This window comes from Citrobacter sp. CK202 (assembly GCF_030333225.1).
In the GTDB taxonomy this organism is placed as follows: Bacteria; Pseudomonadota; Gammaproteobacteria; order Enterobacterales; family Enterobacteriaceae; genus Citrobacter_B; species Citrobacter_B koseri.
Genome location: NZ_JAOWGI010000016.1, coordinates 52,721 through 78,130 on the forward strand (window position 1 = coordinate 52,721; position 25,410 = coordinate 78,130).

Genomic DNA, 25,410 nt, shown 5'->3' on the forward strand with positions numbered 1-25,410 from the left:
GGCCGGATAAGCGACGCGCCACCGGCACGCTTTTATCCTCGAACTTTGCGTCTTTGTGTATAAATCGCATCCATCACAAAAATCGCCAGCGCCACCCAAATAAAGGCGAACGTCACCATCTTATCGGCGCCCGGTATTTCTCCATAGAACGTCACGGCCAGCAGGAACATCAAGGTTGGGCCAATGTACTGGAAAAAACCCAGCGTGGAGAGGCGCAGGCGCGTCGCCGCCCCGGTAAAGCACAGCAGCGGCACCGTGGTGACGATACCTGCCGCAATCAGCAACAGATTCAGCGACAGCGGATTCTGCCCCATATGGCTGGTTGGGCTATCCGCGATGCCAAACAGATAAATCGCGGCGACCGGCAATAGCCACAGCGTTTCGATCAGCATCCCCGTTTGTGCTTCAACCGCAATCTTCTTACGTACCAGGCCGTAAAACGCAAAGCTAAACGCCAGCCCCAGTGCGATGACCGGCAGAGAGCCGAAGGTCCAGAGCTGCACCAGTACGCCGCAGGCCGCCAGAATCACCGCCAGCCACTGCATACGACGGAAGCGCTCGCCGAGGAACAGCATTCCCAGCAGAATGTTAACCAGCGGGTTAATAAAATACCCGAGGCTGGCTTCCAGCATATGGTGGTTATTGACCGCCCAGATAAAGAGCAGCCAGTTTCCACCGATCAGCACGGCTGACAGCGCCAGCATGAAAATTTTCTTCGGCGTTTGCAGCAGTGTTTTAACGCCAGACCACTGGCGGCTGATGCTCATCAGCGCGATCATAAAGAAAAATGACCAGATCACGCGGTGCGTCAGGATCTCGTCTGCGGGCACGTAGTAAATCAGTTTGAAGTACGCGGGTGCGATGCCCCAAATAAAATAGGCGGCAAGAGCGAGTAACACGCCCTGCCGCGTTTGCTTAGCATCCATCGGGAAAACTCATATCAGAAATGTAACAACAGTTTACCTGTTTTTATCCCACCATATAAGTTGCGGTCGCACTGGCAATGTAAAGCTGTTCTTCGTTGTGCAGTTCCACACGCGCCACAGCGACTTTATTGCCCGCGCGCAACAGGCTGCTGGTGGCGGTGAAGCGGTTGCCTCTGCCCGGGCGCAGGTAGTCAACGCGCAGATCGATAGTTCCCATACGCGACATGCGCTGGCGTAGCTCGTCTTCGCTGATGGTCTCATGGCGGGTCAGCGTGCTGCCCACGCACACCAGTCCGGCGGCGACGTCCAGCGCGGAGGCGATCACCCCGCCGTGTAAAATACTTTGCGCCCAGTTGCCTACCATCATCGGCTGATTGTTAAAGGCCAGTTGGGCAAACTCCTTTTCATAGCGTTCCAGCTCCAGTCCTAATGCCCGGTTAAAAGGCATATGGTAAACAAACATCTCGCCCACCAGTTTCAGGGCCTGCTCAGCGGTAAGTACGGAAGACATACGATCCAGACACTCCGTTGGTTAATGAAATGTTGATATTATGCTTCTTATTTGTTGTTTTCTACTTTAAGAGAGGATAACTAAACAGGGATTAAGTAAGTATGTAGAATGGCTGGCAGATAATTATACCATTCAACACTTATTGCGTTCAGGAGAACACGACCGATGCGGGCGATTTTGGGTTGGTTATTACCAGCAGCAATGCTGCCATTGGCTGTATATGCGCAGGAAGCGACAGTGAAAGAAATTCATGACGCGCCTGCGGTACAGGGCAGTATTATCGCAAACATGTTGCAGGTGCATGATAATCCCTTCACGCTTTATCCTTATGATACGAACTACCTGATCTACACCAATACCAGCGATCTGAACAAAGAAGCGATCAGCTCTTATAACTGGTCTGAAAACGCGCGCAAAGACGAAGTGAAGTTTCAGCTGAGCCTGGCCTTCCCGTTCTGGCGTGGGATTGTTGGGCCAAACTCGGTGCTGGGGGCGTCGTACACGCAGAAATCCTGGTGGCAGTTGTCCAACAGCGAAGAGTCCTCGCCGTTTCGTGAGACTAACTACGAACCGCAGTTGTTCCTCGGCTTTGCCACGGATTACCACTTTGCAGGCTGGACGCTGCGCGATGTGGAGATGGGGTATAACCATAACTCCAACGGGCGTTCCGATCCGACTTCGCGGAGCTGGAACCGCCTGTATACGCGTCTGATGGCGCAAAACGGTAACTGGCTGATGGAAGTGAAACCGTGGTACGTCGTTGGCGGCACCGGCGATAACCCCGATATCACTAAATATATGGGCTACTATCAGCTTAAAATCGGCTATCACCTGGGAGATGCGGTGCTGAGTGCTAAAGGCCAGTACAACTGGAATACCGGTTACGGCGGGGCAGAAGTGGGGTTAAGTTACCCGATGACGAAACATGTGCGCCTCTATACCCAGGTATACAGTGGCTATGGCGAATCGTTAATCGACTATAACTTTAATCAGACGCGTGTCGGCGTGGGTGTTATGCTGAATGACATATTCTGATCTGCGCAATGATTGTGTTTAAAACATTGCAGTTTCTTTCGCAGGCGCTGAAAATAGCGCCTGTTTTTATTTCAGGCAAACGGGGTTAATGTGGCGCAGGCGGAAGTGTTGAATCTGGAATTGGGGGCTAAACAGGTTTTACAGGAAACCTTTGGCTACCAACAGTTTCGCCCAGGCCAGGAAGAGATCATTGAGACGGTCGTCTCGGGTCGTGATTGCCTGGTCGTCATGCCGACCGGCGGCGGCAAATCCCTGTGTTACCAGATTCCAGCCTTACTGCTTAACGGACTTACTGTTGTCGTTTCGCCGCTTATCTCCCTGATGAAAGATCAGGTCGACCAGTTGCTGGCAAACGGCGTGGCGGCGGCGTGCCTGAACTCGACGCAGAGCCGTGAACAGCAGCATGAGGTGATGGCCGGTTGCCGAACCGGGCTGGTTCGCCTGCTGTATATTGCGCCGGAGCGCCTGATGCTGGATAACTTCCTTGAGCATCTGGCACACTGGAATCCGGTCTTACTGGCCGTCGATGAAGCGCACTGTATCTCGCAGTGGGGGCATGACTTCCGCCCGGAATACGCCGCGCTCGGTCAGCTCCGCCAGCGTTTTCCTTCCCTGCCGTTTATGGCGTTGACCGCCACCGCAGATGACACCACCCGACTGGATATTGTTCGCCTGCTGGGGCTGAACGATCCGTTAATCCAGATCAGCAGCTTTGACCGTCCGAACATCCGCTACATGCTGATGGAGAAATTTAAGCCGCTCGATCAACTGATGCGCTATGTGCAGGAACAGCGCGGCAAGTCCGGTATCATCTACTGTAACAGCCGGGCGAAGGTGGAGGACACCGCCGCACGTCTGCAAAGTCGCGGCATCAGCGCGGCGGCGTATCATGCCGGTCTGGAAAATAACGTGCGCGCCGATGTGCAGGAGAAGTTCCAGCGCGACGATCTGCAAATCGTCGTGGCGACCGTTGCATTTGGTATGGGCATTAACAAACCTAACGTGCGTTTTGTGGTGCATTTTGATATTCCCCGCAACATTGAATCCTACTATCAGGAAACCGGCCGCGCCGGGCGTGACGGCCTGCCCGCAGAGGCGATGCTGTTCTACGATCCGGCTGATATGGCGTGGCTGCGCCGCTGTCTGGAGGAGAAACCCGCCGGGCAGCTACAGGATATTGAACGGCATAAACTGAACGCGATGGGGGCGTTTGCCGAAGCGCAGACCTGTCGTCGTCTGGTGCTGCTGAACTACTTTGGCGAAGGGCGGCAGGAACCCTGCGGCAACTGCGATATTTGCCTCGACCCGCCAAAACAGTACGACGGCCTGATGGATGCGCGTAAAGCCCTGTCGACGATTTATCGCGTTAATCAGCGTTTTGGTATGGGCTATGTGGTGGAAGTATTGCGCGGCGCGAACAATCAGCGTATCCGCGATTTAGCTCATGACAAATTGCCGGTGTACGGCATTGGTCGCGATCAGAGCCATGAGCACTGGGTCAGCGTGATTCGTCAGCTTATTCATCTGGGTATGGTTACGCAGAATATTGCCCAACATTCGGCGTTGCAGTTAACCGAAGCGGCGCGTCCGGTGCTGCGTGGCGAAGTGCCGTTGCAGCTTGCCGTGCCGCGTATCGTCGCGTTGAAGCCGCGAGTGATGCAGAAATCTTTCGGCGGCAATTACGATCGCAAACTGTTCGCCAAACTGCGCAAATTGCGTAAGGCCATTGCCGATGAAGAGAATATCCCGCCGTATGTCGTCTTTAACGATGCGACGCTGATTGAAATGGCCGAACAGATGCCGGTTTCGCCGAGTGAAATGCTGAGCGTTAACGGCGTCGGCATGCGCAAGCTGGAGCGTTTCGGTAAAGAGTTTATGGCGCTGATCCGCGCGCATGTCGATGGTGACGACGAAGAGTAGTCAGCCAGGTAAAAAAGTGCCAGGATGGTGACTCGGTAAACTATTCCCCCGCGAGTCATTTTTATGTTGATGCTATTTCTCACCGTAGCGATGGTGCATATCGTTGCGTTAATGAGTCCTGGACCGGACTTTTTCTTTGTCTCTCAAACCGCCGTGAGCCGCTCACGCAAGGAAGCGATGATGGGCGTGCTGGGTATTACCTGCGGCGTCATGGTTTGGGCGGGCGTTGCGTTGCTCGGCCTGCATCTGATTATCGAGAAAATGGCCTGGCTGCATACCATCATTATGGTGGGTGGTGGTTTGTACCTGTGCTGGATGGGCTATCAGATGTTGCGTGGCGCGCTAAAAAAACAGGACGTCGCCGCGCCTGCGCCGCAGATTGAACTGGCGCAAAGCGGTCGTAGCTTTGTGAAAGGTTTGCTGACGAACCTGGCGAACCCGAAAGCGATCATCTATTTCGGATCGGTCTTTTCACTGTTCGTTGGCGATAACGTCGGCGTAGCCGCGCGCTGGGGTATTTTCGCGTTGATTATCGTGGAAACGCTGGCCTGGTTTACCGTGGTCGCCAGCCTGTTCGCGCTACCGAAAATGCGTCGCGGTTATCAGCGTCTGGCGAAGTGGATCGACGGCTTTGCCGGTGCGTTGTTTGCCGGTTTCGGCATTCACCTGATTATTTCGCGTTAATTATCGTAGGCCGGATAAGCGTTAGCGCCATCCGGCAATTTCTCAGGCATGCCTTGCGGACGCCAGCAGCGCACCCACCAGCATAAACAGCGAACCAAATACCTTATTCAACGCCTTCATTTGCTTCGGCCCTTTAATCCAGCCTGCGATACGTGTCGCCAGCGTCGCGTAACCGATCATCACAATGATATCAACGACAATGGTTGTGATGCCGAGCACGACGTACTGCATCAGCTGCGGCTCCTGCGGCTTGATAAACTGCGGAAATAGCGCGGCGAGGAAAACAATGCTCTTTGGGTTGGTCAGGTTTACAAATACCGCGCGCCTGAACAGACGGCTTCGGGACTGTGTGTGCGCCAGCGTGTTGAGATCGATAGCGCCTGCGGCACGCCATTGCTGGATACCCAGCCAGATCAGATAAGCGGCGCCCGCCCATTTCAGGACTTCGAATGCGACGACGGAACGTGAAAACAGCGTCCCCAGGCCCACGCCAACCAGTACGATGTGAATGCCAAGCCCGGTCTGTAAACCCGCAATAGACGCCGTTGCGCCGCGATAGCCGTGGCTGATTGCCGTGGTCATGGTATTGATGGCGCCGGAGCCGGGAGAAAGGCTCAAAATAATGGATGTCAGCAGATAAGCGAACCACCATTCGAAGGTCATGAGGAACTCCCTGATTGTCTGTTTTTATGCCACAATACCCTACTGTCGCTGTATTGTGTCAGGCATCATAAAGAAAACGATTTTTACCTGGTAAACGAGGCTGGATACCCGATGTTTCAGCAGCAAAAGGACTGGGAAACGAGAGAAAACGCGTTCGCTGCTTTTTCTATGGGGCCACTGACAGATTTCTGGCGTCAGCGGGAAGAAGCAGAATTCACGGGCGTGGACGACGTTCCCGTACACTTTGTCCGCTTTCACGCAAAGAAAAATGATCGTGTCATCGTCATCTGTCCAGGTCGCATTGAAAGCTACGTAAAGTATGCCGAACTGGCGTATGACCTGTTCCATCTTGGTTTTGATGTCCTCATCATCGACCACCGCGGGCAAGGGCGCTCCGGGCGTTTGCTGTCGGATACGCACCGTGGTCATGTGGTCAATTTTAACGATTATGTCGATGACTTAACCGCATTCTGGCAGCAGGAAGTGCAATCGGGGCCGTGGCGGAAACGCTATATTCTGGCGCACTCTATGGGGGGCGCTATTGCCACGCTGTTCCTGCAACGCAACGCCGTCCAGTGTGATGCCATCGCGCTTTGCGCGCCGATGTTTGGTATCGTGATGCGCTTACCGGAGTGGATGGTGCGCCACATTCTTGACTGGGCCGAGGGGCATCAGCGAATCCGTGAAGGGTATGCCATTGGCACCGGGCGCTGGCGAGCGCTGCCTTTTAGTATGAATGTGCTAACGCACAGTCGGCAGCGCTATCGGCGCAATTTGCGTTTCTATGCCGATGAACCCCGGCTGCGCGTCGGGGGGCCGACTTACCACTGGGTGCGTGAAGGTATTCTGGCCGGTGAGCAGGCTCTGGCGGGGGCGGGTGATGACGCAACCCCTGTGCTACTCGTTCAGGCTGAAGAAGAGCGTGTGGTGGATAACCGCGCGCATGACCGTTTTTGTGAAATCCGCGCCGCAGCGGGCCATCCCGTGGAGGGAGAGCGACCGCTTGTCATAAAAGGCGCGTACCATGAGATCCTTTTTGAAAAGGACGCAATGCGCTCAGTCGCGCTTAACGCCATTGTCGAATTTTTCGACAGGCATAACTAATTCATCCAGCGGAAACCGCTTTGCCTTGAGGTTTAATTTTCTTATGTATCAGGTTGTTGCGTCTGATTTAGATGGTACGCTGCTCTCTCCCGATCACACGTTGTCCCCTTACGCGAAAGAGACGCTGAAATTATTGACCGCCTGTGGCGTGAATTTTGTGTTCGCGACTGGCCGCCACCACGTCGATGTGGGGCAAATCCGCGATAATCTTGAGATTAAGTCTTACATGATTACCTCCAACGGCGCGCGCGTGCATGACACCGACGGGAACCTGGTGTTCACCCACAACCTTGACCGCGACATCGCCAGCGATCTGTTTGGCGTAGTGAATGCAAGCCCGGATATCGTGACTAACGTCTATCGCGATGACGAGTGGTTTATGAACCGCCACCGCCCGGATGAAATGCGTTTTTTCAAAGAAGCGGTATTTCACTATTCGCTGTTCGAACCTGCGATGCTGGAGCCCGAAGGGGTCAGCAAAGTGTTCTTCACCAGCGATGCGCATGAAAAACTACTGCCGCTGGAGCAGGCGATTAACGCACGTTGGGGCGATCGCGTGAACGTCAGTTTCTCTACGCTGACCTGTCTGGAAGTGATGGCGGGAGGCGTGTCGAAAGGGCATGCGCTGGAAGCCGTCTCGAAAGCGATGGGTTACAAATTGCAGGATTGCATTGCGTTTGGCGATGGTATGAACGACGCGGAAATGCTCTCGATGGCGGGGAAAGGCTGCATTATGGGCAATGCCCATCAGCGCCTGAAAGATCTGCATCCGGGTCTGGAAATCATTGGCATCAATGCTGACGATGCCGTACCGCATTATCTGCGTAAGCTCTTTTTGCGGTAATGCGATTGCTCTTTAGTTGACCAGTTGTCAACTAAACTCTCCGCTACAATGGGTGCCCCTTATTCAAAGAGACATCCATTGTGGCGCTACTCATCATTACCACTATCCTGTGGGCCTTCTCCTTTAGCCTGTTCGGCGAGTATCTCGCGGGTCATGTTGATAGCTATTTTGCAGTGCTGGTGCGTGTTGGGCTGGCAGCGCTGGTGTTTCTCCCGTTTCTGCGTACCCGTGGGCATAGCGTAAAAACCATTGGCCTGTATATGCTGGTGGGAGCGATGCAGCTTGGCATTATGTATATGCTGAGTTTCCGCGCCTATCTCTATCTGACGGTCTCCGAACTGCTGCTGTTTACCGTCCTCACGCCGCTTTATATCACGCTGATTTATGATTTGATGAGCAAGCGTCGCCTGCGCTGGGGTTATGCCTTCAGCGCGTTGCTGGCGGTCATCGGCGCTGGGATTATTCGTTACGACCAGGTTACCGATCATTTCTGGACGGGGTTACTGCTGGTACAGCTTTCCAATATCAGTTTTGCCATCGGGATGGTGGGCTACAAGCGTCTGATGGAAACCCGGCCTATGCCGCAACATAACGCGTTCGCCTGGTTTTACGTTGGGGCGTTTCTGGTGGCCGTTGTCGCCTGGTCTATGCTGGGGAACGCGCAGAATATGCCGGAAACGACGCTACAGTGGAGCATTCTGATCTTCCTGGGCGTGGCGGCGTCGGGCATCGGCTACTTCATGTGGAACTATGGCGCGACCCAGGTGGATGCCGGTACGTTAGGCATCATGAACAATATGCATGTGCCTGCGGGACTGTTGGTTAATCTGGCGATCTGGCATCAACAGCCCCACTGGCCGAGTTTTATTACAGGCGCGCTTGTGATACTGGCTTCCCTGTGGGTACATCGGAAGTGGGTCGCTCCGCGCTCCGTACAAACGGCAGATGGTCGCATGCGTGGTTCCGCGCCGAGCGAATAAACGCTTCAGTCACCGCCTGACGCTGCTCGCCATCGCGCACCGCAGCGTAGAGGCGGCTCCATAAACCGTCGCCCAGGGTTTTGGTGACGACCAGCCCCTGGCGTTCGAAACTCTCCACTACCCAGTGCGGCAGGGCGGCAATGCCCATTCTGGCGGCGACCATCTGAATCAGCAGTAGGGTGTTATCCACGTTTTTCAGTGACGGGCTGATGCCGGCGGGTTGCAGGAAATGCCGCCAGACATCCAGTCGGCTGCGCTGTACCGGATAGATCAACAGCGTCTCGCTGGCTAAATCTTCCGGCGTAATCTGCGCCTTACTGGCCAGCGGATGATCGGGCGCCAGCACCAGTCGTACTTCAAAATCGAACATCGGCGAATAGTGCAGCCCGCTGCGCGGCAGGATGTCTGATGTCATCACCAGATCCAGCTCCCCCTGTTGCAGCGCGGGCTGGGGATCAAACGTCACGCCGGATTTGAAATCCATCTCAACCTGCGGCCACCTGGCGTGGAAGTTTTCCAGCGCCGGGGTCAGCCACTGAATACAGCTATGGCATTCAATCGCAATGCGTAATCGGGTCTGCTGTGGTTCGTTACAGGCCTGTAGGGCGCGGCTAATCTGCGGCAGTACCTGGTTTGCCAGTTGCAGGAGAATTTCCCCCTGTGGCGTAAAACGCAGCGGCTGACTCTTACGGACAAATAACCGGAAGCCAAGGCGCTGTTCCAGATCGCTGAACTGGTGAGACAAGGCGGATTGGGTCTGGTGCAGCGTAGCCGCCGCAGCCGCCAGCGAACCGCTATTCCGCAACGCCTGGAGCGTTTTCAGGTGTTTAATCTCGATCATGAAAGTCCTTCACTTCGGCATGAGTAAATTGCGCTTGAGGAATATACAGTACCTGCCAATTATAGATGTGTAAACATCTGGACGTCTAAAACTCGTCATATTTCGACTTGCAGATGCGTTGGCTTCCTCGCTTACCCCAGTCACTTACTTCAGTAAGCTCCTGGGGATGCGCATCGTTGCCGCCTTCCTGCAAGCCGAACTATTTAGAGTTTTTTATTCAGATTCAATGAAATAAGAGAGGAATAAACATGACAATCCGCAATCACACCCTCGGTTTTCCTCGCGTTGGCCTGCGTCGTGAGTTAAAAAAAGCGCAAGAGAGCTACTGGGCGGGCAACGCCACCCGTGAAGACCTGCTGGCAACCGGACGTGAACTGCGTGCGCGCCACTGGGATCAACAAAAGCAGGCGGGCATCGACCTGCTGCCGGTGGGCGATTTCGCCTGGTACGACCATGTTCTGACCACCAGCCTGTTGCTGGGCAATGTACCGGCTCGTCATCAGAACAGCGACGGCTCGGTGGATATCGACACTCTGTTCCGCATTGGCCGCGGTCGCGCGCCGACCGGTGAACCGGCTGCGGCGGCGGAAATGACCAAATGGTTTAACACCAACTATCACTATATGGTGCCGGAGTTTGTGAAGGGCCAGCAGTTTAAACTGACCTGGACTCAGCTTCTGGATGAAGTGGACGAAGCGCTGGCGCTGGGTCACAAGGTGAAACCGGTACTGTTGGGGCCGGTAACCTACCTGTGGCTGGGTAAAGTGAAAGGTGAGTCGTTCGACCGTCTGAGCTTGCTGAACGACATTCTGCCGGTCTACAAACAGGTACTGACCGAGCTGGCGAAACGCGGCGTTGAATGGGTACAGATTGATGAACCTGCGCTGGTGCTGGAACTGCCGCAGGAATGGCTGGATGCTTACAAGCCTGCGTATGATGCGCTGCAAGGCCAGGTGAAGCTGCTGCTGACGACCTATTTTGAAGGCGTTACGCCGAATCTGGATACCATCGCCGCGCTGCCGGTGCAGGGTCTGCACGTTGATCTGGTACACGGTAAAGATGACGTTGCCGAACTGCACAAGCGTTTGCCGTCTGACTGGCTGCTGTCTGCGGGTCTGGTTAACGGTCGCAACGTCTGGCGCGCCGATCTTACGGAAAAATATGCGCAAATTAAGGACATTGTCGGCAAACGCGACCTGTGGGTGGCCTCGTCCTGCTCTCTGCTGCACAGCCCGATCGACCTGAGCGTCGAAACCCGTCTGGATGCGGAAGTGAAAAGCTGGTTTGCTTTCGCGCTGCAAAAATGCGGTGAGCTGGCGCTGCTGCGCGATGCGCTGAACAGCGGCGACACGGTAAAACTTGAAGCGTGGAGCGCGCCGATTCAGGCTCGTCGCCACTCCACCCGCGTGCACAACGCGGCGGTGGAGAAACGTCTGGCGGCGATTACCGCCCAGGACAGCCAGCGTGCCAGCCCTTATGCCGAACGTGCCCAGGCGCAGCGTAACCGTTTTAACCTGCCGTCATGGCCGACCACCACGATCGGCTCATTCCCGCAGACGACGGAAATCCGCGGCCTGCGTCTGGACTTCAAAAAGGGCAACCTTGATGCAAATCACTACCGTACCGGCATCGCTGAACACATCAAACAGGCGATCGTTGAGCAGGAGCGTTTAGGTTTAGACGTACTGGTACACGGTGAAGCCGAGCGTAACGACATGGTGGAGTACTTCGGTGAGCATCTGGATGGTTTTGTTTTCACCCAGAATGGCTGGGTGCAGAGCTATGGCTCCCGCTGCGTGAAACCGCCGGTCGTCATTGGCGATGTCAGCCGCCCGGAACCGATCACCGTGGAGTGGGCGAAATACGCGCAGTCCCTGACTGATAAACCGGTGAAAGGGATGCTGACCGGCCCGGTGACGATCCTCTGCTGGTCATTCCCGCGTGAAGATGTGAGCCGTGAAACCATCGCTAAACAGATTGCGCTGGCGCTGCGTGATGAGGTTGCCGATCTGGAAGCGGCGGGAATCGGCATCATTCAGATTGATGAACCGGCACTGCGTGAAGGGCTGCCGCTGCGTCGCAGCGACTGGGATGCTTACCTGCAATGGGGTGTGGAAGCCTTCCGCATCAACGCTGCGGTGGCGAAGGATGATACCCAGATCCATACCCACATGTGTTACTGCGAGTTCAATGACATCATGGATTCTATCGCGGCGCTGGATGCGGACGTGATTACCATTGAAACGTCGCGTTCTGATATGGAGCTGCTGGAATCGTTTGAAGAATTTGAATACCCGAACGAAATCGGGCCGGGCGTCTACGACATTCACTCGCCGAACGTACCGAGCGTCGAGTGGATTGAAGCCCTGCTGAATAAAGCCGCTCAGCGTATTCCGGCGGAACGTCTGTGGGTGAACCCGGACTGCGGCCTGAAAACCCGCGGCTGGCCGGAAACCCGCGCCGCGCTGGCGAACATGGTCAAAGCCGCGCAGAATCTGCGTCAGGCATAATTCGCTGCTCGGGAAGCGCTAGCGCTTACCCGGGTTACAGGAAATCGCAACTGTTGTAGGCCCGGTAAGGCGTAGCCGCCACCGGGCAATTAACGTTTATTTCTTCCCGCCGTACTGCGCAAACCACTCAAGCATTCTTTGCCAGCCATCTTTCGCCGACTCTTCATGATAGCTCGGACGATAATCCGCATTAAAAGCATGTCCTGCATCCGGGTAAACGACGATCTCCGCTTTGGCGTTTGCTGCGCGCAGCGCCTGCCGCATGGTTTCGACGGTATCCACGGGAATGCCAGTGTCCTGCCCGCCATACAGCCCCAGAACCGGCGCGTTCAGATCGGTCGCGATATCCACCGGGTGTCTGGGCGAGTTCAGGGTTTTGTCCCCGACCAGCTTTCCATACCATGCTACCGCGGCTTTTAACTGTGGATTGTGTGCAGCATACAGCCAGGTAATACGCCCGCCCCAGCAAAAGCCGGTTATCATCAGACGATGCACATCGCCGCCGTTGCGGGAGGCCCAACTGGCGACGTGGTCCAGATCCGCCAGTACCTGAGAGTCCGGTACTTTGGCCACCAGACCGCTTAACAGCGTTGGGATATCGGCAAAATCATTCGGATCGCCTTCGCGGAAATAGAGTTCTGGTGCGATAGCCAGATACCCTTCCAGCGCCAGGCGGCGGCAAACGTCGCGAATATGTTCATGAACGCCAAAGATCTCCTGCACCACAATGACAACGGGTAACGCGCCATCGTTCACTTTTGGCCGCGCGTGCCAGGCGGGCATCTCATCACCCTGAGTAGGAATGGATGTTACGCCTGCGATAATGGCGTCATCCGGGGTGTGAACCGTTGTGGTAGCAAGGGGGGAAGCAGCAGGTGCAAAGCCAGATTGTTGTGTCGTTGTCATGGTATTCTCCGTACCCTTAAGGAAATAGCGCAATGTTAAATATAGACAGCATGCAACAAATCACATTGCCTGAAACAGGCTATCTTTTGTGCAATGGTGCGCGGTATTGATATGTTTATGTGATGTGACTCACTATTTCATGGTAATTCAATGCAATTTATTTACTTCATGGTGATGAGTGTCACGAAACTATTTTTAGCTCTTCGGTAAAGTGTCTTTTTGCTTCTTCTGACAAACCCGATTCACAGAGGAGTTTTTATGTCCAAGTCTGATGTTTTTCATCTCGGCCTCACCAAAAATGATTTACAAGGGGCTACGCTGGCTATCGTCCCTGGCGACCCGGAGCGTGTGGAAAAGATCGCCGCGCTGATGGAAAAGCCGGTTAAGCTGGCATCTCATCGCGAATTCACCACCTGGCGTGCTGAGCTGGATGGTAAAGCTATCATCGTCTGCTCTACCGGTATTGGCGGCCCGTCCACCTCTATTGCGGTAGAGGAACTGGCGCAACTGGGTATTCGTACTTTCCTGCGTATCGGCACCACTGGCGCTATTCAGCCGCATATCAACGTGGGCGATGTGCTGGTCACAACCGCGTCTGTACGTCTGGACGGAGCGAGCCTGCACTTTGCGCCGATGGAGTTCCCGGCCGTCGCCGATTTTGAATGTACGACTGCGCTGGTTGAAGCGGCGAAATCCGTGGGCGCGACCACTCACGTTGGCGTTACCGCCTCTTCTGACACCTTCTATCCGGGTCAGGAACGTTACGACACCTTCTCTGGCCGCGTCGTTCGTCATTTCAAAGGTTCTATGGAAGAGTGGCAATCGATGGGCGTCATGAACTACGAAATGGAATCCGCCACGCTGCTGACCATGTGCGCGAGCCAGGGTCTGCGTGCCGGTATGGTGGCGGGCGTCATCGTTAACCGCACTCAGCAAGAGATCCCGAATGCGGAAACGATGAAACAGACCGAAAGCCATGCGGTGAAAATTGTCGTGGAAGCGGCGCGTCGTCTGCTGTAATTCTTCCCTTCCCCACGAAAGGCCGACGCGTTCGGCCTTTTCTTTTTGCGTAGCGCCTCGCAGGAAAACCCTTTCAAACTGGACGTTTATACAGCACAATTCTATTTTGTGCGGGTAATTCCTTGATGCAGGGGGCGTGGTGGATATCACAATCATTTTGTATGCCGTGTTGGCGCTGGCAGGTGTGGGGGTAGGCTGGCTGATCGCCAGTTATCAACAGGCGCAGCATAAGGCCGAACAGCTGGCGGAGCGTGAAGAGATTGTGGCGTCGCTCAGCGCTGCAAGACAGCAGGTCGCGCTAAGCGAACACTGGCGCGAAGAGTGTGAACTGCTCAATAACGAACTGCGCAATCTGCGGGACATCAACACCTCGCTGGAAGCGGATCTGCGTGAAGTCACCACGCGGCTGGAGGCCACTCAGCTGCATGCGGAAGATAAAATCCGCCAGATGATCAACAGCGAACAGCGCTTAAGCGAGCAGTTTGAGAACCTTGCCAACCGCATCTTCGAGCAGAGCAACCGCCGGGTTGATGAGCAAAACCGCCAGAGTCTGAATAGCCTGTTAACGCCGCTGCGCGAACAGCTGGATGGCTTCCGTCGCCAGGTGCAGGACAGCTTTGGTCAGGAGGCGCGTGAACGCCACACCCTGGCGCATGAGATCCGCAATCTACAACAGCTGAATGCGCAGATGACGCAGGAAGCGGTGAACCTGACGCGCGCATTGAAAGGCGATAATAAAACCCAGGGTAACTGGGGAGAAGTGGTGCTGACGCGCGTGCTTGAAGCCTCGGGTCTGCGTGAAGGTTATGAGTATGAAACCCAGGTGAGTATTGAAAATGACGCCCGCTCGCGTATGCAGCCGGATGTCATTGTGCGTCTGCCGCAAGGGAAGGATGTCGTCATCGACGCCAAAATGACGCTGGTTGCCTATGAGCGCTATTTTAACGCTGAAGATGAGTACACGCGCGAAAGCGCGTTGCAGGAGCACATCGCGTCAGTACGTAACCATATTCGCTTGCTGGGGCGCAAGGATTACCAGCAGTTGCCGGGGTTACGCACGCTCGACTATGTGCTGATGTTCATTCCTGTCGAGCCTGCGTTTTTACTGGCGCTGGACAGACAGCCCGAACTGATTACCGAAGCGCTTAAAAATAATATTATGCTGGTCAGCCCGACGACGTTGCTGGTGGCGTTGCGTACGATTGCCAACTTATGGCGCTATGAGCATCAAAGCCGCAACGCGCAGCACATCGCAGACAGAGCCAGCAAACTCTACGACAAGATGCGCTTATTTATCGATGACATGTCGTCCATCGGCCAGAGTCTGGACAAAGCGCAGGACAACTACCGGCAAGCCATGAAAAAACTCTCCTCAGGGCGTGGAAATGTGCTGGCGCAGGCGGAGGCTTTTCGTGAACTGGGGGTGGAAATCAAACGCGAGATAAATCCAGATCTGGTTGAACGTGCGACCTCGCAGGATGAAGAGTATCGTTTACGCGCGGTTCCTGAAGATCAGCAGGATACGCCTTGTGCTGACGATGAGCGGGTAAATCAGCAATCGCACTAGTTCCTTCGGGGTAGCGGAGCCCGGTTGAAGGGTAGGGCAAATTGGCCCAATCTGTTACACTTCTCGAACATTTTATTGATGAGCAGGCACTGAGATGGTGGAAGATTCACAAGAAACGACGCACTTTGGCTTTCAGACCGTCGCTAAAGAGCAGAAAGCTGACATGGTGGCCCACGTTTTTCATTCTGTGGCGTCAAAGTACGATGTCATGAATGACTTGATGTCATTTGGCATTCACCGCTTGTGGAAGCGCTTCACCATCGACTGTAGCGGCGTACGTCGTGGTCAGACTGTTCTTGACCTGGCGGGCGGTACAGGCGACCTGACAGCCAAATTCTCGCGTCTGGTTGGCGAAACCGGCAACGTTATCCTGGCGGATATCAATGACTCGATGCTCAAAATGGGCCGCGAGAAGCTACGTAACATTGGCGTGATTGGCAATGTTAAGTACGTGCAGGCCAACGCCGAAGCGCTACCTTTCCCGGATAACACATTCGATTGCATCACCATTTCGTTTGGTCTGCGTAATGTGACGGAAAAAGAGAAAGCGCTGCGCTCCATGTACCGTGTACTGAAACCGGGCGGGCGTTTGCTGGTGCTTGAGTTTTCTAAACCAATTATCGAGCCGCTGAGCAAAGCGTATGACGCATATTCATTCCACATTTTGCCGCGTATTGGCTCAGTCGTGGCGAATGATGCGGACAGTTACCGCTATCTGGCGGAATCTATCCGTATGCATCCGGATCAGGACACCTTAAAAGCGATGATGCAGGACGCCGGGTTTGAAAGCGTCGATTACTACAACCTGACGGCGGGCGTTGTTGCGCTGCATCGTGGCTATAAGTTCTGACAGGAGACCAGGGATGCCTTTTACACCCTTCGTGACCGCAGGAATCGAAAATCTGCTCAATACCTTTCTGTACCGTTCACCGGCGCTGAAATCCGCCAGAGCGCGTTTGCAGGACAAGGTGCTGCGTGTAGAGCTCAAAGGATTTTCGACGCCGCTCGTATTGGTGTTCAGTGAACGCCAGGTCGATGTGCTGGGGGCATGGGAAGGCGAGGCTGATTGCACGGTTATCACGCATGCCAGCGTGTTGCCTGAATTGCGCGATCGCCAGCGGCTTACCGCGCTTATTCGCAGCGGCGAGCTGGAGGTTCAGGGCGATATTCAGGTGGTACAGAATTTTGTGGCGCTGGCCGATCTGGCGGAATTCGATCCCGCAGAGCTTTTAGCGCCTTATACCGGCGATATCGCGGCGGAAGGGATCAGCAAAGTCCTGCGTGGCGGCGCTAAGTTTTTACGTCATAACATTCAGCGTCAGCAGCGTTATATCGCTGAGGCGATGACTGAAGAGTGGCGTATGGCGCCTGGGCCGCTGGAAGTGGCATGGTTTGCAGAAGAAACGGCAGCCGTTGAGCGTGCAGTAGACGCGCTGACTAAACGGCTGGAAAAACTGGAGGCCAAATGACGCCAGGTGAAGTACGGCGCCTTTATTTCATCATTCGCACCTTTTTAAGTTACGGCCTTGATGAGCTGATCCCCAAAATGCGTATCACGCTGCCGCTTCGGTTATGGCGTTACTCATTATTCTGGATGCCGAACCGGCATAAAGACAAACCGCTGGGTGAACGATTAAGGCTGGCTTTGCAGGAGCTGGGGCCGGTGTGGATCAAATTTGGTCAAATGCTTTCCACCCGTCGTGACCTTTTCCCGCCTCAGATTGCCGATCAGCTTGCGCTATTGCAGGATAAAGTCGCCCCTTTTGATGGCGCGCTGGCGAAAGCACAAATTGAAGAAGCAATGGGTGGCCTGCCTGTTGAAGAGTGGTTTGATGACTTTGACATCCAGCCATTAGCCTCTGCGTCGATTGCCCAGGTACATACCGCGCGGCTGAAGTCGAACGGTAAAGAGGTGGTGATTAAGGTTATCCGCCCGGATATTCTGCCGGTTATTAAAGCCGATTTAAAACTGATCTACCGTCTTGCCCGTTGGGTGCCGCGCCTGCTGCCGGATGGACGACGCCTTCGCCCGACCGAAGTCGTTCGCGAGTATGAAAAAACGCTGATCGATGAGCTGAATTTGCTGCGTGAATCGGCAAACGCCATCCAGCTACGGCGTAATTTCGAAAACAGCCCCATGCTGTATGTTCCCGAAGTCTATTCCGACTACTGTAGTCAGGACATGATGGTCATGGAGCGGATTTACGGCATTCCCGTTTCGGATGTGGCGACGCTGGAAAAGAACGGCACCAACATGAAGCTGCTGGCTGAGCGTGGCGTACAGGTCTTCTTTACCCAGGTGTTCCGCGACAGTTTTTTCCATGCGGATATGCACCCTGGCAATATCTTCGTCAGCTATGAGCATCCTGAAAATCCGAAATACATTGGGATTGATTGCGGCATTGTGGGGTCGCTGAACAAAGAGGATAAACGCTATCTGGCGGAGAATTTCATCGCGTTTTTTAACCGTGACTACCGCAAAGTAGCGGAACTGCATGTGGATTCAGGGTGGGTGCCACCGGATACCAATGTTGAAGAGTTTGAGTTTGCTATCCGCACCGTGTGCGAGCCTATTTTCGAAAAACCGCTGGCGGAAATCTCGTTTGGTCACGTTTTATTAAACCTTTTCAATACGGCGCGTCGATTTAACATGGAAGTCCAGCCACAGCTGGTATTGTTACAAAAGACATTGCTGTATGTTGAAGGGGTTGGACGCCAGCTCTATCCACAGTTGGATCTGTGGAAAACGGCGAAGCCGTTTCTTGAATCCTGGATTAAAGATCAGGTTGGCATTCCTGCGCTCACCAGAGCACTTAAGGAAAAAGCGCCGTTCTGGGTCGAAAAAATGCCAGAAATACCTGAACTGGTGTATGACAGTTTGCGCCAGGGCAAATATTTACAGCACAGTGTTGATAAGATTGCGCGCGAGCTTCAGGAGAATCATGTGCGTCAGGGACAATCCCGCTATTTACTGGGCATTGGCGCGACGTTGTTGTTAAGTGGGACATTCCTGCTTGTCAGCCGCCCGGAATGGGGGCTGATGCCTTGCTGGTTAATGGCCGGAGGCCTGGTCGCCTGGCTGATTGGCTGGCGTAAAACTCGCTGATTTTTTCATCGCTCAAGGCAAGTCGTGTATAATGCGACCTTAATAATTCATCATCTATCACAGAGGAACTCGTATGGGTGGTATCAGTATTTGGCAGTTGTTGATCATTGCCGTCATCGTTGTACTGCTATTTGGCACCAAAAAGCTCGGCTCCATCGGTTCCGATCTTGGCGCGTCCATTAAAGGCTTCAAAAAAGCGATGAGCGATGATGATGCGAAGCAGGATAAAACCAGTCAGGACGCTGATTTTACCGCTAAATCTATCGCTGATAAGCAAGGTGAAGCGCAAGGCGAAGCGAAGAAAGAAGACGCCAAAAGTCACGATAAAGAGCAGGTATAATTCGTGTTTGACATCGGTTTTAGCGAACTGCTGTTGGTATTCGTGATCGGCCTCATCGTTCTGGGGCCTCAACGATTGCCGGTAGCGGTAAAAACGGTAGCGGGCTGGGTACGCGCGTTGCGATCCCTTGCGACCACGGTGCAGAATGAACTGACCCAGGAGCTGAAGCTCCAGGAGTTTCAGGACAGTCTGAAGAAGGTCGAAAAAGCGAGCCTCCAGAACCTGACTCCAGAACTGAAAGCCTCGATGGATGAACTTCGTCAGGCCGCGGAGTCGATGAAGCGTTCCTACAGCGCCAACGATCCTGAAAAAGCGAGCGATGAAGCGCATACCATCCATAATCCGGTGGTGAAGGATAACGAAGCGCAGCATGAAGGGGTTACACCTGCCGCCGCTGAAACCCAGGCCAATTCTCCTGAGCAAACACCGGAAACGGCTAATGCCGGGCAGCCTGAACAGACGGAAGCCGCTTCCGTAAACGAGATGGACGCAGAAAAGAAATCCGCCGCGACTGTTGTCGAATCCTCCCCCTCGTCGAGTGATAAATCGTAAACATGGCTGTAGATGATACCCAACCTCTTATTACGCATCTGATTGAACTGCGTAAGCGTCTGTTGAACTGCATTATTGCGGTTATTGTGATTTTTCTGGCGTTGGTCTATTTCGCCAATGACATTTATCACATGGTTGCCGCGCCGCTGATCGAACAGATGCCGCAGGGTGCGACGATGATCGCCACCGACGTGGCCTCGCCGTTTTTCACCCCTATCAAACTGACTTTCATGGTGTCGCTGATCCTGTCTGCGCCCGTGATTTTGTACCAGGTATGGGCGTTTATTGCCCCTGCGCTGTATAAGCATGAACGTCGTCTTGTCGTGCCGCTGCTGGTGTCCAGCTCGCTGTTGTTCTATATCGGCATGGCGTTCGCCTACTTTGTGGTCTTCCCGCTCGCGTTTGGTTTCCTTGCCAATACCGCGCCGCAGGGCGTACAGGTTTCTACCGATATCGCCAGTTACCTCAGCTTTGTGATGGCGTTATTTATGGCATTCGGCGTCTCTTTCGAGGTGCCCGTCGCGATTGTCCTGCTCTGCTGGATGGGGGTAACTACCCCTGAGGACTTGCGTAAGAAGCGTCCTTACGTCGTGGTTGGCGCGTTTGTCGTGGGGATGCTGCTGACGCCGCCAGATGTATTCTCACAAACATTGCTGGCGATACCGATGTACTGCCTGTTTGAGGTTGGCGTGTTCTTCTCTCGCTTCTATGTCGGTAAACGACGTCCACGAGAAGAAGATGACGAGGCCGAGACTGAGCAGGCCGGGAAAACTGAAGAATAAACGCAACCGCCCGTCAGGGCGGTTGTTATATGGGAGGAAGCATGTTTGATATCGGCGTTAATTTAACCAGTTCGCAATTTGCGAAAGATCGCGATGACGTGGTGACGCGCACGCTGGCTGCCGGGGTGTCGGGTATGCTTCTGACCGGAACCAATCTGCACGAAAGCCAGCAGGCGCAAAAACTGGCGCAGCGTTATGCCTGCTGCTGGTCGACGGCTGGCGTACATCCGCATGACAGCAGCCAGTGGCAATCAGAAACTGAAGATGCGATCGTCGCTCTGGCGAGCCAGCCGGACGTGGTGGCGATTGGCGAATGTGGTCTGGACTTCAATCGTAATTTTTCCACGCCGCAAGAACAGGAACGCGCATTCCAGGCGCAGTTGCGCATTGCCGCTGAGTTGCAAATGCCCGTTTTTATGCATTGTCGGGATGCGCATGCGCGTTTTCTGGCGCTGCTTGAGCCGTGGCTGGATAAACTCCCGGGCGCGGTGTTGCATTGCTTTACCGGTACGCGTGAGGAGATGCAGGAGTGCATAGACAGAGGGCTTTATATCGGTATCACGGGTTGGGTCTGCGATGAACGTCGCGGTCTTGAATTGCGTGAGTTGCTGCCCTTCATTCCTGCGGAAAAACTGTTGATTGAGACCGACGCCCCCTACCTGTTGCCGCGCGATCTCACGCCTAAACCGGCTTCGCGGCGTAACGAACCGGCGTATCTGGCGCACATTCTTGCGCGCGTTGCCCACTGGCGCGGGGAAGACCCGCAATGGCTGGCGGCCACAACGGATGCCAATGTCAAAACGCTGTTTGGGATTGCCTTCTAAAGCGCGCTTAAACTTTACGAAACGCGGTGTTTTTCACGCTCTGCTTCACCTCTTTATTCAGCAGGTTAAGCAGCAGCATGGAGCGCGCTTCGCCATCCGGTTCGGTAAAAATCGCCTTCAGACCTTCAAATGCGCCTTCAGTGATAATCACGCTGTCTCCCGGGTAGGGCGTTTCGGGATCAACAACGCCTTCCGGTTTGTAGACAGAAAGCTGATGAATCACGTTGGACGGAACGGTGGCAGGGTGCGCGCCAAACCGCACGAAGTGGCTGACGCCGCGCGTGGCGTTGATCGTGGTGGTATGAATCACTTCCGGGTCGAATTCAACAAACAGATAGTTAGGAAAGAGCGGTTCGCTAACGGCGGTACGTTTGCCGCGCACCATTTTTTCCAGCGTGATCATCGGCGTCAGGCAATTTACCGCCTGTCTTTCGAGGTGTTCCTGGGCACGCTGAAGTTGCCCACGCTTGCAGTACAGTAAATACCAGGATTGCATAATAACTCTTATCCGCTTGTCCGGGGCGCAAGCATAACAAAAGCCATGCGCTAAGTTAATTATACCCGTTGTATTTCAGGCTGCTTCTTTGTTGGCTACCTCGCCGCAACCTGAAATTCATTGGGTAGATAACCCCTGGGTTCCCCTGTACCGTCAGAGTTCACGCTAATTTAACAAAAATACAGCATCACGATGATGAACGCCGTATAATGAGGCGCTTACAAAGAGGCCACAACTGACGCCATGAAATATCACGACTTACGCGACTTCCTGACGCTGCTGGAACAGCAGGGTGAACTCAAACGCATTACGCTTGCGGTAGATCCCCATCTGGAAATGACTGAAATTGCTGACCGTACGCTGCGTGCGGGCGGGCCTGCTCTGTTGTTTGAAAATCCCAAAGGCTATGCGATGCCGGTGCTGTGCAACCTGTTTGGCACGCCCAGACGCGTCGCAATGGGCATGGGCCAGGAAGATGTCACCGCTTTGCGCGAAGTCGGCAAGCTGCTGGCGTTTCTGAAAGAGCCGGAGCCGCCGAAAGGGTTCCGCGACCTGTTTGATAAGCTGCCGCAGTTTAAGCAAGTGCTGAACATGCCGACCAAACGGCTACGCGGCGCGCCGTGCCAGCAGAAAGTGTTCTCTGGCGACGACGTTGATTTACAGCGTATTCCCATCATGACCTGCTGGCCGGAAGATGCCGCGCCGCTTATTACCTGGGGGCTGACCGTGACGCGCGGCCCTCACAAAGAGCGGCAAAATCTGGGGATCTACCGTCAGCAACTGATCGGCAAAAACAAGTTGATCATGCGTTGGTTGTCGCATCGTGGCGGCGCGCTGGATTTCCAGGAGTGGTGCGCGGCGCATCCTGGTGAGCGTTTCCCGATTGCCGTGGCGCTGGGCGCCGATCCGGCCACCATTCTCGGCGCAGTGACTCCCGTACCGGATACACTGTCGGAATACGCGTTTGCAGGGCTGCTGCGTGGCACAAAGACGGAAGTGGTTAAATGTCTCTCCAGCGATCTTGAAGTACCTGCAAGTGCGGAAATCGTCCTGGAAGGTTATATTGAACCGGGCGAAATGGCGGCGGAAGGGCCGTATGGCGACCACACCGGTTATTACAATGAAGTGGATAACTTCCCGGTTTTCACCGTTACGCACATTACGCAGCGTGAAGACGCCATTTATCACTCGACTTATACCGGCCGACCGCCTGATGAACCTGCTGTGCTCGGTGTGGCGTTGAATGAAGTCTTCGTCCCGATTTTGCAAAAGCAGTTCCCGGAAATTGTTGATTTCTATCTTCCGCCGGAAGGGTGTTCTTATCGACTGGCCGTTGTAACGATGAAAAAGCAGTACGCGGGCCATGCGAAACGCGTCATGATGGGTGTTTGGTCATTTTTACGCCAGTTTATGTATACCAAATTTGTTATCGTCTGCGATGACGACGTCAACGCACGCGACTGGAATGATGTGATTTGGGCGATCACCACCCGTATGGACCCGGCGCGGGATACGGTGCTGGTAGAAAACACCCCCATTGATTATCTGGATTTTGCCTCGCCGATCTCCGGGCTAGGTTCAAAAATGGGACTGGATGCCACAAACAAATGGCCGGGCGAAACCCAACGTGAGTGGGGGCGTCCTATCAAGAAAGATCCTGAAGTGACTGCGCGTATTGACGCGATTTGGGATGAGTTGGCCATCTTTAACGACGGTAAAGGCGCCTGAGGCGCGATCGTTTTGCCCTATAGACCCGACAGAGGGAGCGCATGACAACCTTAAGCTGTAAAGTGACCTCGGTAGAAGCTATCACCGATACCGTATATCGCGTTCGTTTAGTGCCAGACGCGGCGTTTTCCTTTCGCGCTGGTCAGTATCTGATGGTCGTAATGGATGAGCGGGATAAGCGTCCGTTCTCTATGGCCTCCACGCCGGATGAGCACGGATTCATTGAGCTGCACATTGGCGCTTCGGAGCTTAATCTGTATGCGATGGCGGTGATGGATCGCATTCTGAAAGACAGAGAAATTGTCGTCGATATTCCGCATGGCGAAGCCTGGCTGCGTGATGATGAAGAGCGCCCGCTGATTCTGATTGCGGGGGGAACGGGTTTCTCCTATGTCCGTTCAATTTTGCTGACGGCGCTTGCGCGTAATCCGAATCGCGACGTGACGATCTACTGGGGCGGACGTGAAGAGAAGCATCTTTACGATCTCGCTGAGCTGGAGGCGCTTTCGGTTCAGCACCCGAATCTGCGCGTTGAGCCGGTGGTAGAGCAACCGGAAGAAGGCTGGCGTGGCCGCACGGGCACGGTATTAACTGCGGTATTGCAGGATCACGGTACGCTGGCGGGGCATGACATCTACATTGCCGGTCGTTTTGAGATGGCGAAAATCGCTCGTGACCTGTTCTGCAATGAGCGTAACGCGCGGGAAGATCGCCTGTTTGGCGATGCGTTTGCCTTTATCTAAGCAATAAAAAAACCCGCCCCTGACAGGCGGGAAGAACGGCAACTAAATTGTTATAGAGTGGCATTTGCGTTGTAGGCCGGATAAGACGCCTGAGCGTCGTCATCCGGCATGGTCGCCGGGGGCGCTTCGCTTGCCCGGCCTGCAATAAATAACGCTCTATGATTGAACTCGCTCAAATACTGTCGCGATACCCTGACCTAATCCGATACACATCGTCGCCAGGCCAAACTGGGCGTCTTTGCGCTCCATCAGATTCAACAGCGTGGTGCTGATGCGCGCCCCGGAACAACCCAGCGGGTGGCCCAGTGCGATCGCGCCGCCGTTGAGGTTGATCTTCTCGTCAATCTGCTCCATCAGTCCCAGATCTTTTATACACGGCAGGATCTGCGCGGCGAACGCTTCGTTCATTTCAAACAAATCAATATCGCTGGCGGCAAGCCCTGCTTTTTTCAGCGCCAGTTTTGACGCCGGAACCGGGCCGTAACCCATAATCGAGGGATCGCAACCGACAACCGCCATTGAACGAATGCGGGCGCGTGGTTGCAGACCCAGTTCACGCGCACGGCTTTCGCTCATTACCAGCATGGCGGCTGCGCCATCGGAGAGGGCGGAAGAAGTGCCTGCGGTCACGGTGCCGCTGACCGGATCAAACGCGGGGCGCAGAGTCGACAGCGCTTCGACGGTGGTCTCCGGGCGGATGACTTCGTCGTAGCTAAACTGCTTCAGCACGCCGTCGGCGTCATGACCGCCGGTCGGGATGATCTCGTTTTTAAACGCGCCGGACTGCGTGGCTGCCCAGGCGCGGGCGTGTGAACGTGCGGCAAACGCATCCTGCATTTCACGGCTGATGCCGTGCATACGGGAAAGCATTTCTGCCGTCAGCCCCATCATCCCGGCGGCTTTGGCTACGTTGCGGCTCAGGCCGGGATGGAAATCGACGCCATGACTCATTGGTACATGGCCCATATGCTCCACGCCGCCAATCAGGCACGTCTGCGCGTCACCGGTCATGATCATCCGTGCGGCATCGTGCAGCGCCTGCATGGAGGAACCACACAGACGGTTAACGGTGACCGCCGGAACGGAGTGGGGGATTTCAGCCAGTAGCGCGGCGTTGCGGGCGATGTTAAAACCCTGCTCCAGCGTTTGTTGCACGCAGCCCCAGTAAATGTCGTCGATAGCGGTTGCTTCCAGCGCGGGATTACGCGCCAGCAGACTGCGCATTAAGTGTGCGGAGAGATCTTCTGCCCGCACGTTACGAAATGCGCCGCCCTTTGAACGGCCCATCGGGGTGCGAATTGCATCGACAATGACAACCTGTTCCATTG

The 25,410-nt window shown here is 54.6% G+C and carries 24 protein-coding genes and 1 pseudogene; 18 read left to right on the top strand and 7 right to left on the bottom strand.

Annotated elements, in window-relative coordinates; translation table 11 throughout:
• Positions 1–32 precede the first annotated feature (32 nt).
• Positions 33–926 (bottom strand): EamA family transporter RarD, encoded by an 894-nt coding sequence (gene rarD / locus OGX84_RS02535; RefSeq protein WP_047459986.1) that lies wholly within the window; start codon positions 924–926, stop codon positions 33–35.
• Positions 927–969: 43 nt separating this feature from the next.
• Positions 970–1,437, bottom strand: coding sequence for an acyl-CoA thioesterase YigI (yigI, locus tag OGX84_RS02540; RefSeq protein WP_024130101.1), 468 nt, complete (start codon positions 1,435–1,437; stop codon positions 970–972).
• 165 nt (positions 1,438–1,602) lie between these two features.
• Here yigI and pldA point away from each other — a divergent pair, with 165 nt between their 5' ends.
• The 3 genes from pldA (at position 1,603) to rhtC (ending at position 5,076) form a co-directional block, all read left to right on the top strand.
• Entirely contained in the window at positions 1,603–2,472 is an 870-nt protein-coding gene (pldA, locus tag OGX84_RS02545; protein ID WP_012131163.1) for a phospholipase A, read from the top strand.
• A gap of 90 nt (positions 2,473–2,562) precedes the next feature.
• On the top strand, positions 2,563–4,392 hold the full coding sequence (gene recQ / locus OGX84_RS02550) for an ATP-dependent DNA helicase RecQ (protein ID WP_049009841.1): 1,830 nt from the start codon (positions 2,563–2,565) through the stop codon (positions 4,390–4,392).
• 63 nt (positions 4,393–4,455) lie between these two features.
• The gene (rhtC, locus tag OGX84_RS02555) at positions 4,456–5,076 is read left to right on the top strand and encodes a threonine export protein RhtC (protein ID WP_012131165.1); all 621 of its coding nucleotides are present in this window, start codon (positions 4,456–4,458) and stop codon (positions 5,074–5,076) included.
• 42 nt (positions 5,077–5,118) lie between these two features.
• On the opposite strand, the gene rhtB is transcribed toward rhtC, so the two are convergent.
• Complete coding sequence (rhtB, locus tag OGX84_RS02560; RefSeq protein ID WP_104867958.1) at positions 5,119–5,739, bottom strand: homoserine/homoserine lactone efflux protein; 621 nt, start codon at positions 5,737–5,739, stop codon at positions 5,119–5,121.
• Positions 5,740–5,850: 111 nt separating this feature from the next.
• Here rhtB and pldB point away from each other — a divergent pair.
• The 3 genes and pseudogenes from pldB to OGX84_RS02575 all read left to right on the top strand — a co-directional run.
• Positions 5,851–6,840 (top strand): annotated as a pseudogene (gene pldB, locus OGX84_RS02565) (lysophospholipase L2); the annotation flags it as partial.
• Positions 6,841–6,886: 46 nt separating this feature from the next.
• Positions 6,887–7,687 carry a sugar/pyridoxal phosphate phosphatase YigL gene (yigL, locus tag OGX84_RS02570; RefSeq protein WP_012131170.1) on the top strand — a complete coding sequence of 267 codons (801 nt, stop codon included), beginning with the start codon at positions 6,887–6,889 and terminating at the stop codon, positions 7,685–7,687.
• 80 nt (positions 7,688–7,767) lie between these two features.
• A complete protein-coding gene (locus tag OGX84_RS02575) occupies positions 7,768–8,667 on the top strand; it encodes a carboxylate/amino acid/amine transporter (protein WP_012131171.1) in 900 nt (299 codons plus the stop codon).
• On the opposite strand, the gene metR is transcribed toward OGX84_RS02575, so the two are convergent.
• A complete protein-coding gene (gene metR / locus OGX84_RS02580; RefSeq protein ID WP_071258139.1) occupies positions 8,555–9,508 on the bottom strand; it encodes an HTH-type transcriptional regulator MetR in 954 nt (317 codons plus the stop codon). The genes OGX84_RS02575 and metR overlap by 113 nt on opposite strands.
• Before the next feature lie 248 nt (positions 9,509–9,756).
• Between metR and metE the strand changes: the two genes are divergently transcribed.
• On the top strand, positions 9,757–12,018 hold the full coding sequence (gene metE, locus OGX84_RS02585; protein ID WP_112002532.1) for a 5-methyltetrahydropteroyltriglutamate--homocysteine S-methyltransferase: 2,262 nt from the start codon (positions 9,757–9,759) through the stop codon (positions 12,016–12,018).
• Between the two features lie 96 nt (positions 12,019–12,114).
• Here metE and OGX84_RS02590 read toward each other — a convergent pair whose 3' ends face one another.
• Complete coding sequence (locus OGX84_RS02590) at positions 12,115–12,924, bottom strand: dienelactone hydrolase family protein (RefSeq protein ID WP_049009834.1); 810 nt, start codon at positions 12,922–12,924, stop codon at positions 12,115–12,117.
• Between the two features lie 258 nt (positions 12,925–13,182).
• On the opposite strand from OGX84_RS02590, the gene udp reads away from it, so the two are divergent.
• From udp to tatD, 9 genes are all read left to right on the top strand, one after another.
• Positions 13,183–13,944: a uridine phosphorylase gene (gene udp, locus OGX84_RS02595; RefSeq protein WP_104867955.1), complete on the top strand. Its 762-nt coding sequence runs from the start codon at positions 13,183–13,185 to the stop codon at positions 13,942–13,944.
• Between the two features lie 139 nt (positions 13,945–14,083).
• Complete coding sequence (rmuC, locus tag OGX84_RS02600; RefSeq protein ID WP_024130102.1) at positions 14,084–15,511, top strand: DNA recombination protein RmuC; 1,428 nt, start codon at positions 14,084–14,086, stop codon at positions 15,509–15,511.
• A gap of 94 nt (positions 15,512–15,605) precedes the next feature.
• Complete coding sequence (gene ubiE / locus OGX84_RS02605; protein WP_012131179.1) at positions 15,606–16,361, top strand: bifunctional demethylmenaquinone methyltransferase/2-methoxy-6-polyprenyl-1,4-benzoquinol methylase UbiE; 756 nt, start codon at positions 15,606–15,608, stop codon at positions 16,359–16,361.
• A 13-nt stretch (positions 16,362–16,374) separates the two neighbouring features.
• Positions 16,375–16,980 (top strand): ubiquinone biosynthesis protein UbiJ, encoded by a 606-nt coding sequence (gene ubiJ, locus OGX84_RS02610; RefSeq protein ID WP_012131180.1) that lies wholly within the window; start codon positions 16,375–16,377, stop codon positions 16,978–16,980.
• Positions 16,977–18,617, top strand: a complete 1,641-nt coding sequence (gene ubiB / locus OGX84_RS02615) for a ubiquinone biosynthesis regulatory protein kinase UbiB (protein ID WP_012131181.1) — start codon at positions 16,977–16,979, stop codon at positions 18,615–18,617. Before ubiJ ends, ubiB begins: the two co-directional genes overlap by 4 nt.
• Before the next feature lie 73 nt (positions 18,618–18,690).
• On the top strand, positions 18,691–18,957 hold the full coding sequence (tatA, locus tag OGX84_RS02620) for a Sec-independent protein translocase subunit TatA (RefSeq protein WP_012131182.1): 267 nt from the start codon (positions 18,691–18,693) through the stop codon (positions 18,955–18,957).
• 3 nt (positions 18,958–18,960) lie between these two features.
• Positions 18,961–19,509 (top strand): Sec-independent protein translocase protein TatB, encoded by a 549-nt coding sequence (gene tatB / locus OGX84_RS02625; protein WP_112002531.1) that lies wholly within the window; start codon positions 18,961–18,963, stop codon positions 19,507–19,509.
• Positions 19,510–19,511: 2 nt separating this feature from the next.
• A complete protein-coding gene (gene tatC, locus OGX84_RS02630; protein ID WP_012131184.1) occupies positions 19,512–20,291 on the top strand; it encodes a Sec-independent protein translocase subunit TatC in 780 nt (259 codons plus the stop codon).
• A 41-nt stretch (positions 20,292–20,332) separates the two neighbouring features.
• Positions 20,333–21,115, top strand: coding sequence for a 3'-5' ssDNA/RNA exonuclease TatD (gene tatD, locus OGX84_RS02635; RefSeq protein WP_112002530.1), 783 nt, complete (start codon positions 20,333–20,335; stop codon positions 21,113–21,115).
• 7 nt (positions 21,116–21,122) lie between these two features.
• Here tatD and rfaH read toward each other — a convergent pair whose 3' ends face one another.
• On the bottom strand, positions 21,123–21,611 hold the full coding sequence (rfaH, locus tag OGX84_RS02640; protein ID WP_012131186.1) for a transcription/translation regulatory transformer protein RfaH: 489 nt from the start codon (positions 21,609–21,611) through the stop codon (positions 21,123–21,125).
• Positions 21,612–21,854: 243 nt separating this feature from the next.
• Here rfaH and ubiD point away from each other — a divergent pair, with 243 nt between their 5' ends.
• Positions 21,855–23,339 (top strand): 4-hydroxy-3-polyprenylbenzoate decarboxylase, encoded by a 1,485-nt coding sequence (gene ubiD, locus OGX84_RS02645; RefSeq protein ID WP_012131187.1) that lies wholly within the window; start codon positions 21,855–21,857, stop codon positions 23,337–23,339.
• A 41-nt stretch (positions 23,340–23,380) separates the two neighbouring features.
• Positions 23,381–24,082, top strand: coding sequence for an NAD(P)H-flavin reductase (fre, locus tag OGX84_RS02650; RefSeq protein WP_012131188.1), 702 nt, complete (start codon positions 23,381–23,383; stop codon positions 24,080–24,082).
• 156 nt (positions 24,083–24,238) lie between these two features.
• Here the strand turns inward: fre and fadA are convergent, their stop codons facing one another.
• A complete protein-coding gene (gene fadA / locus OGX84_RS02655) occupies positions 24,239–25,408 on the bottom strand; it encodes an acetyl-CoA C-acyltransferase FadA (protein WP_012131190.1) in 1,170 nt (389 codons plus the stop codon).
• Positions 25,409–25,410 lie beyond the last annotated feature (2 nt).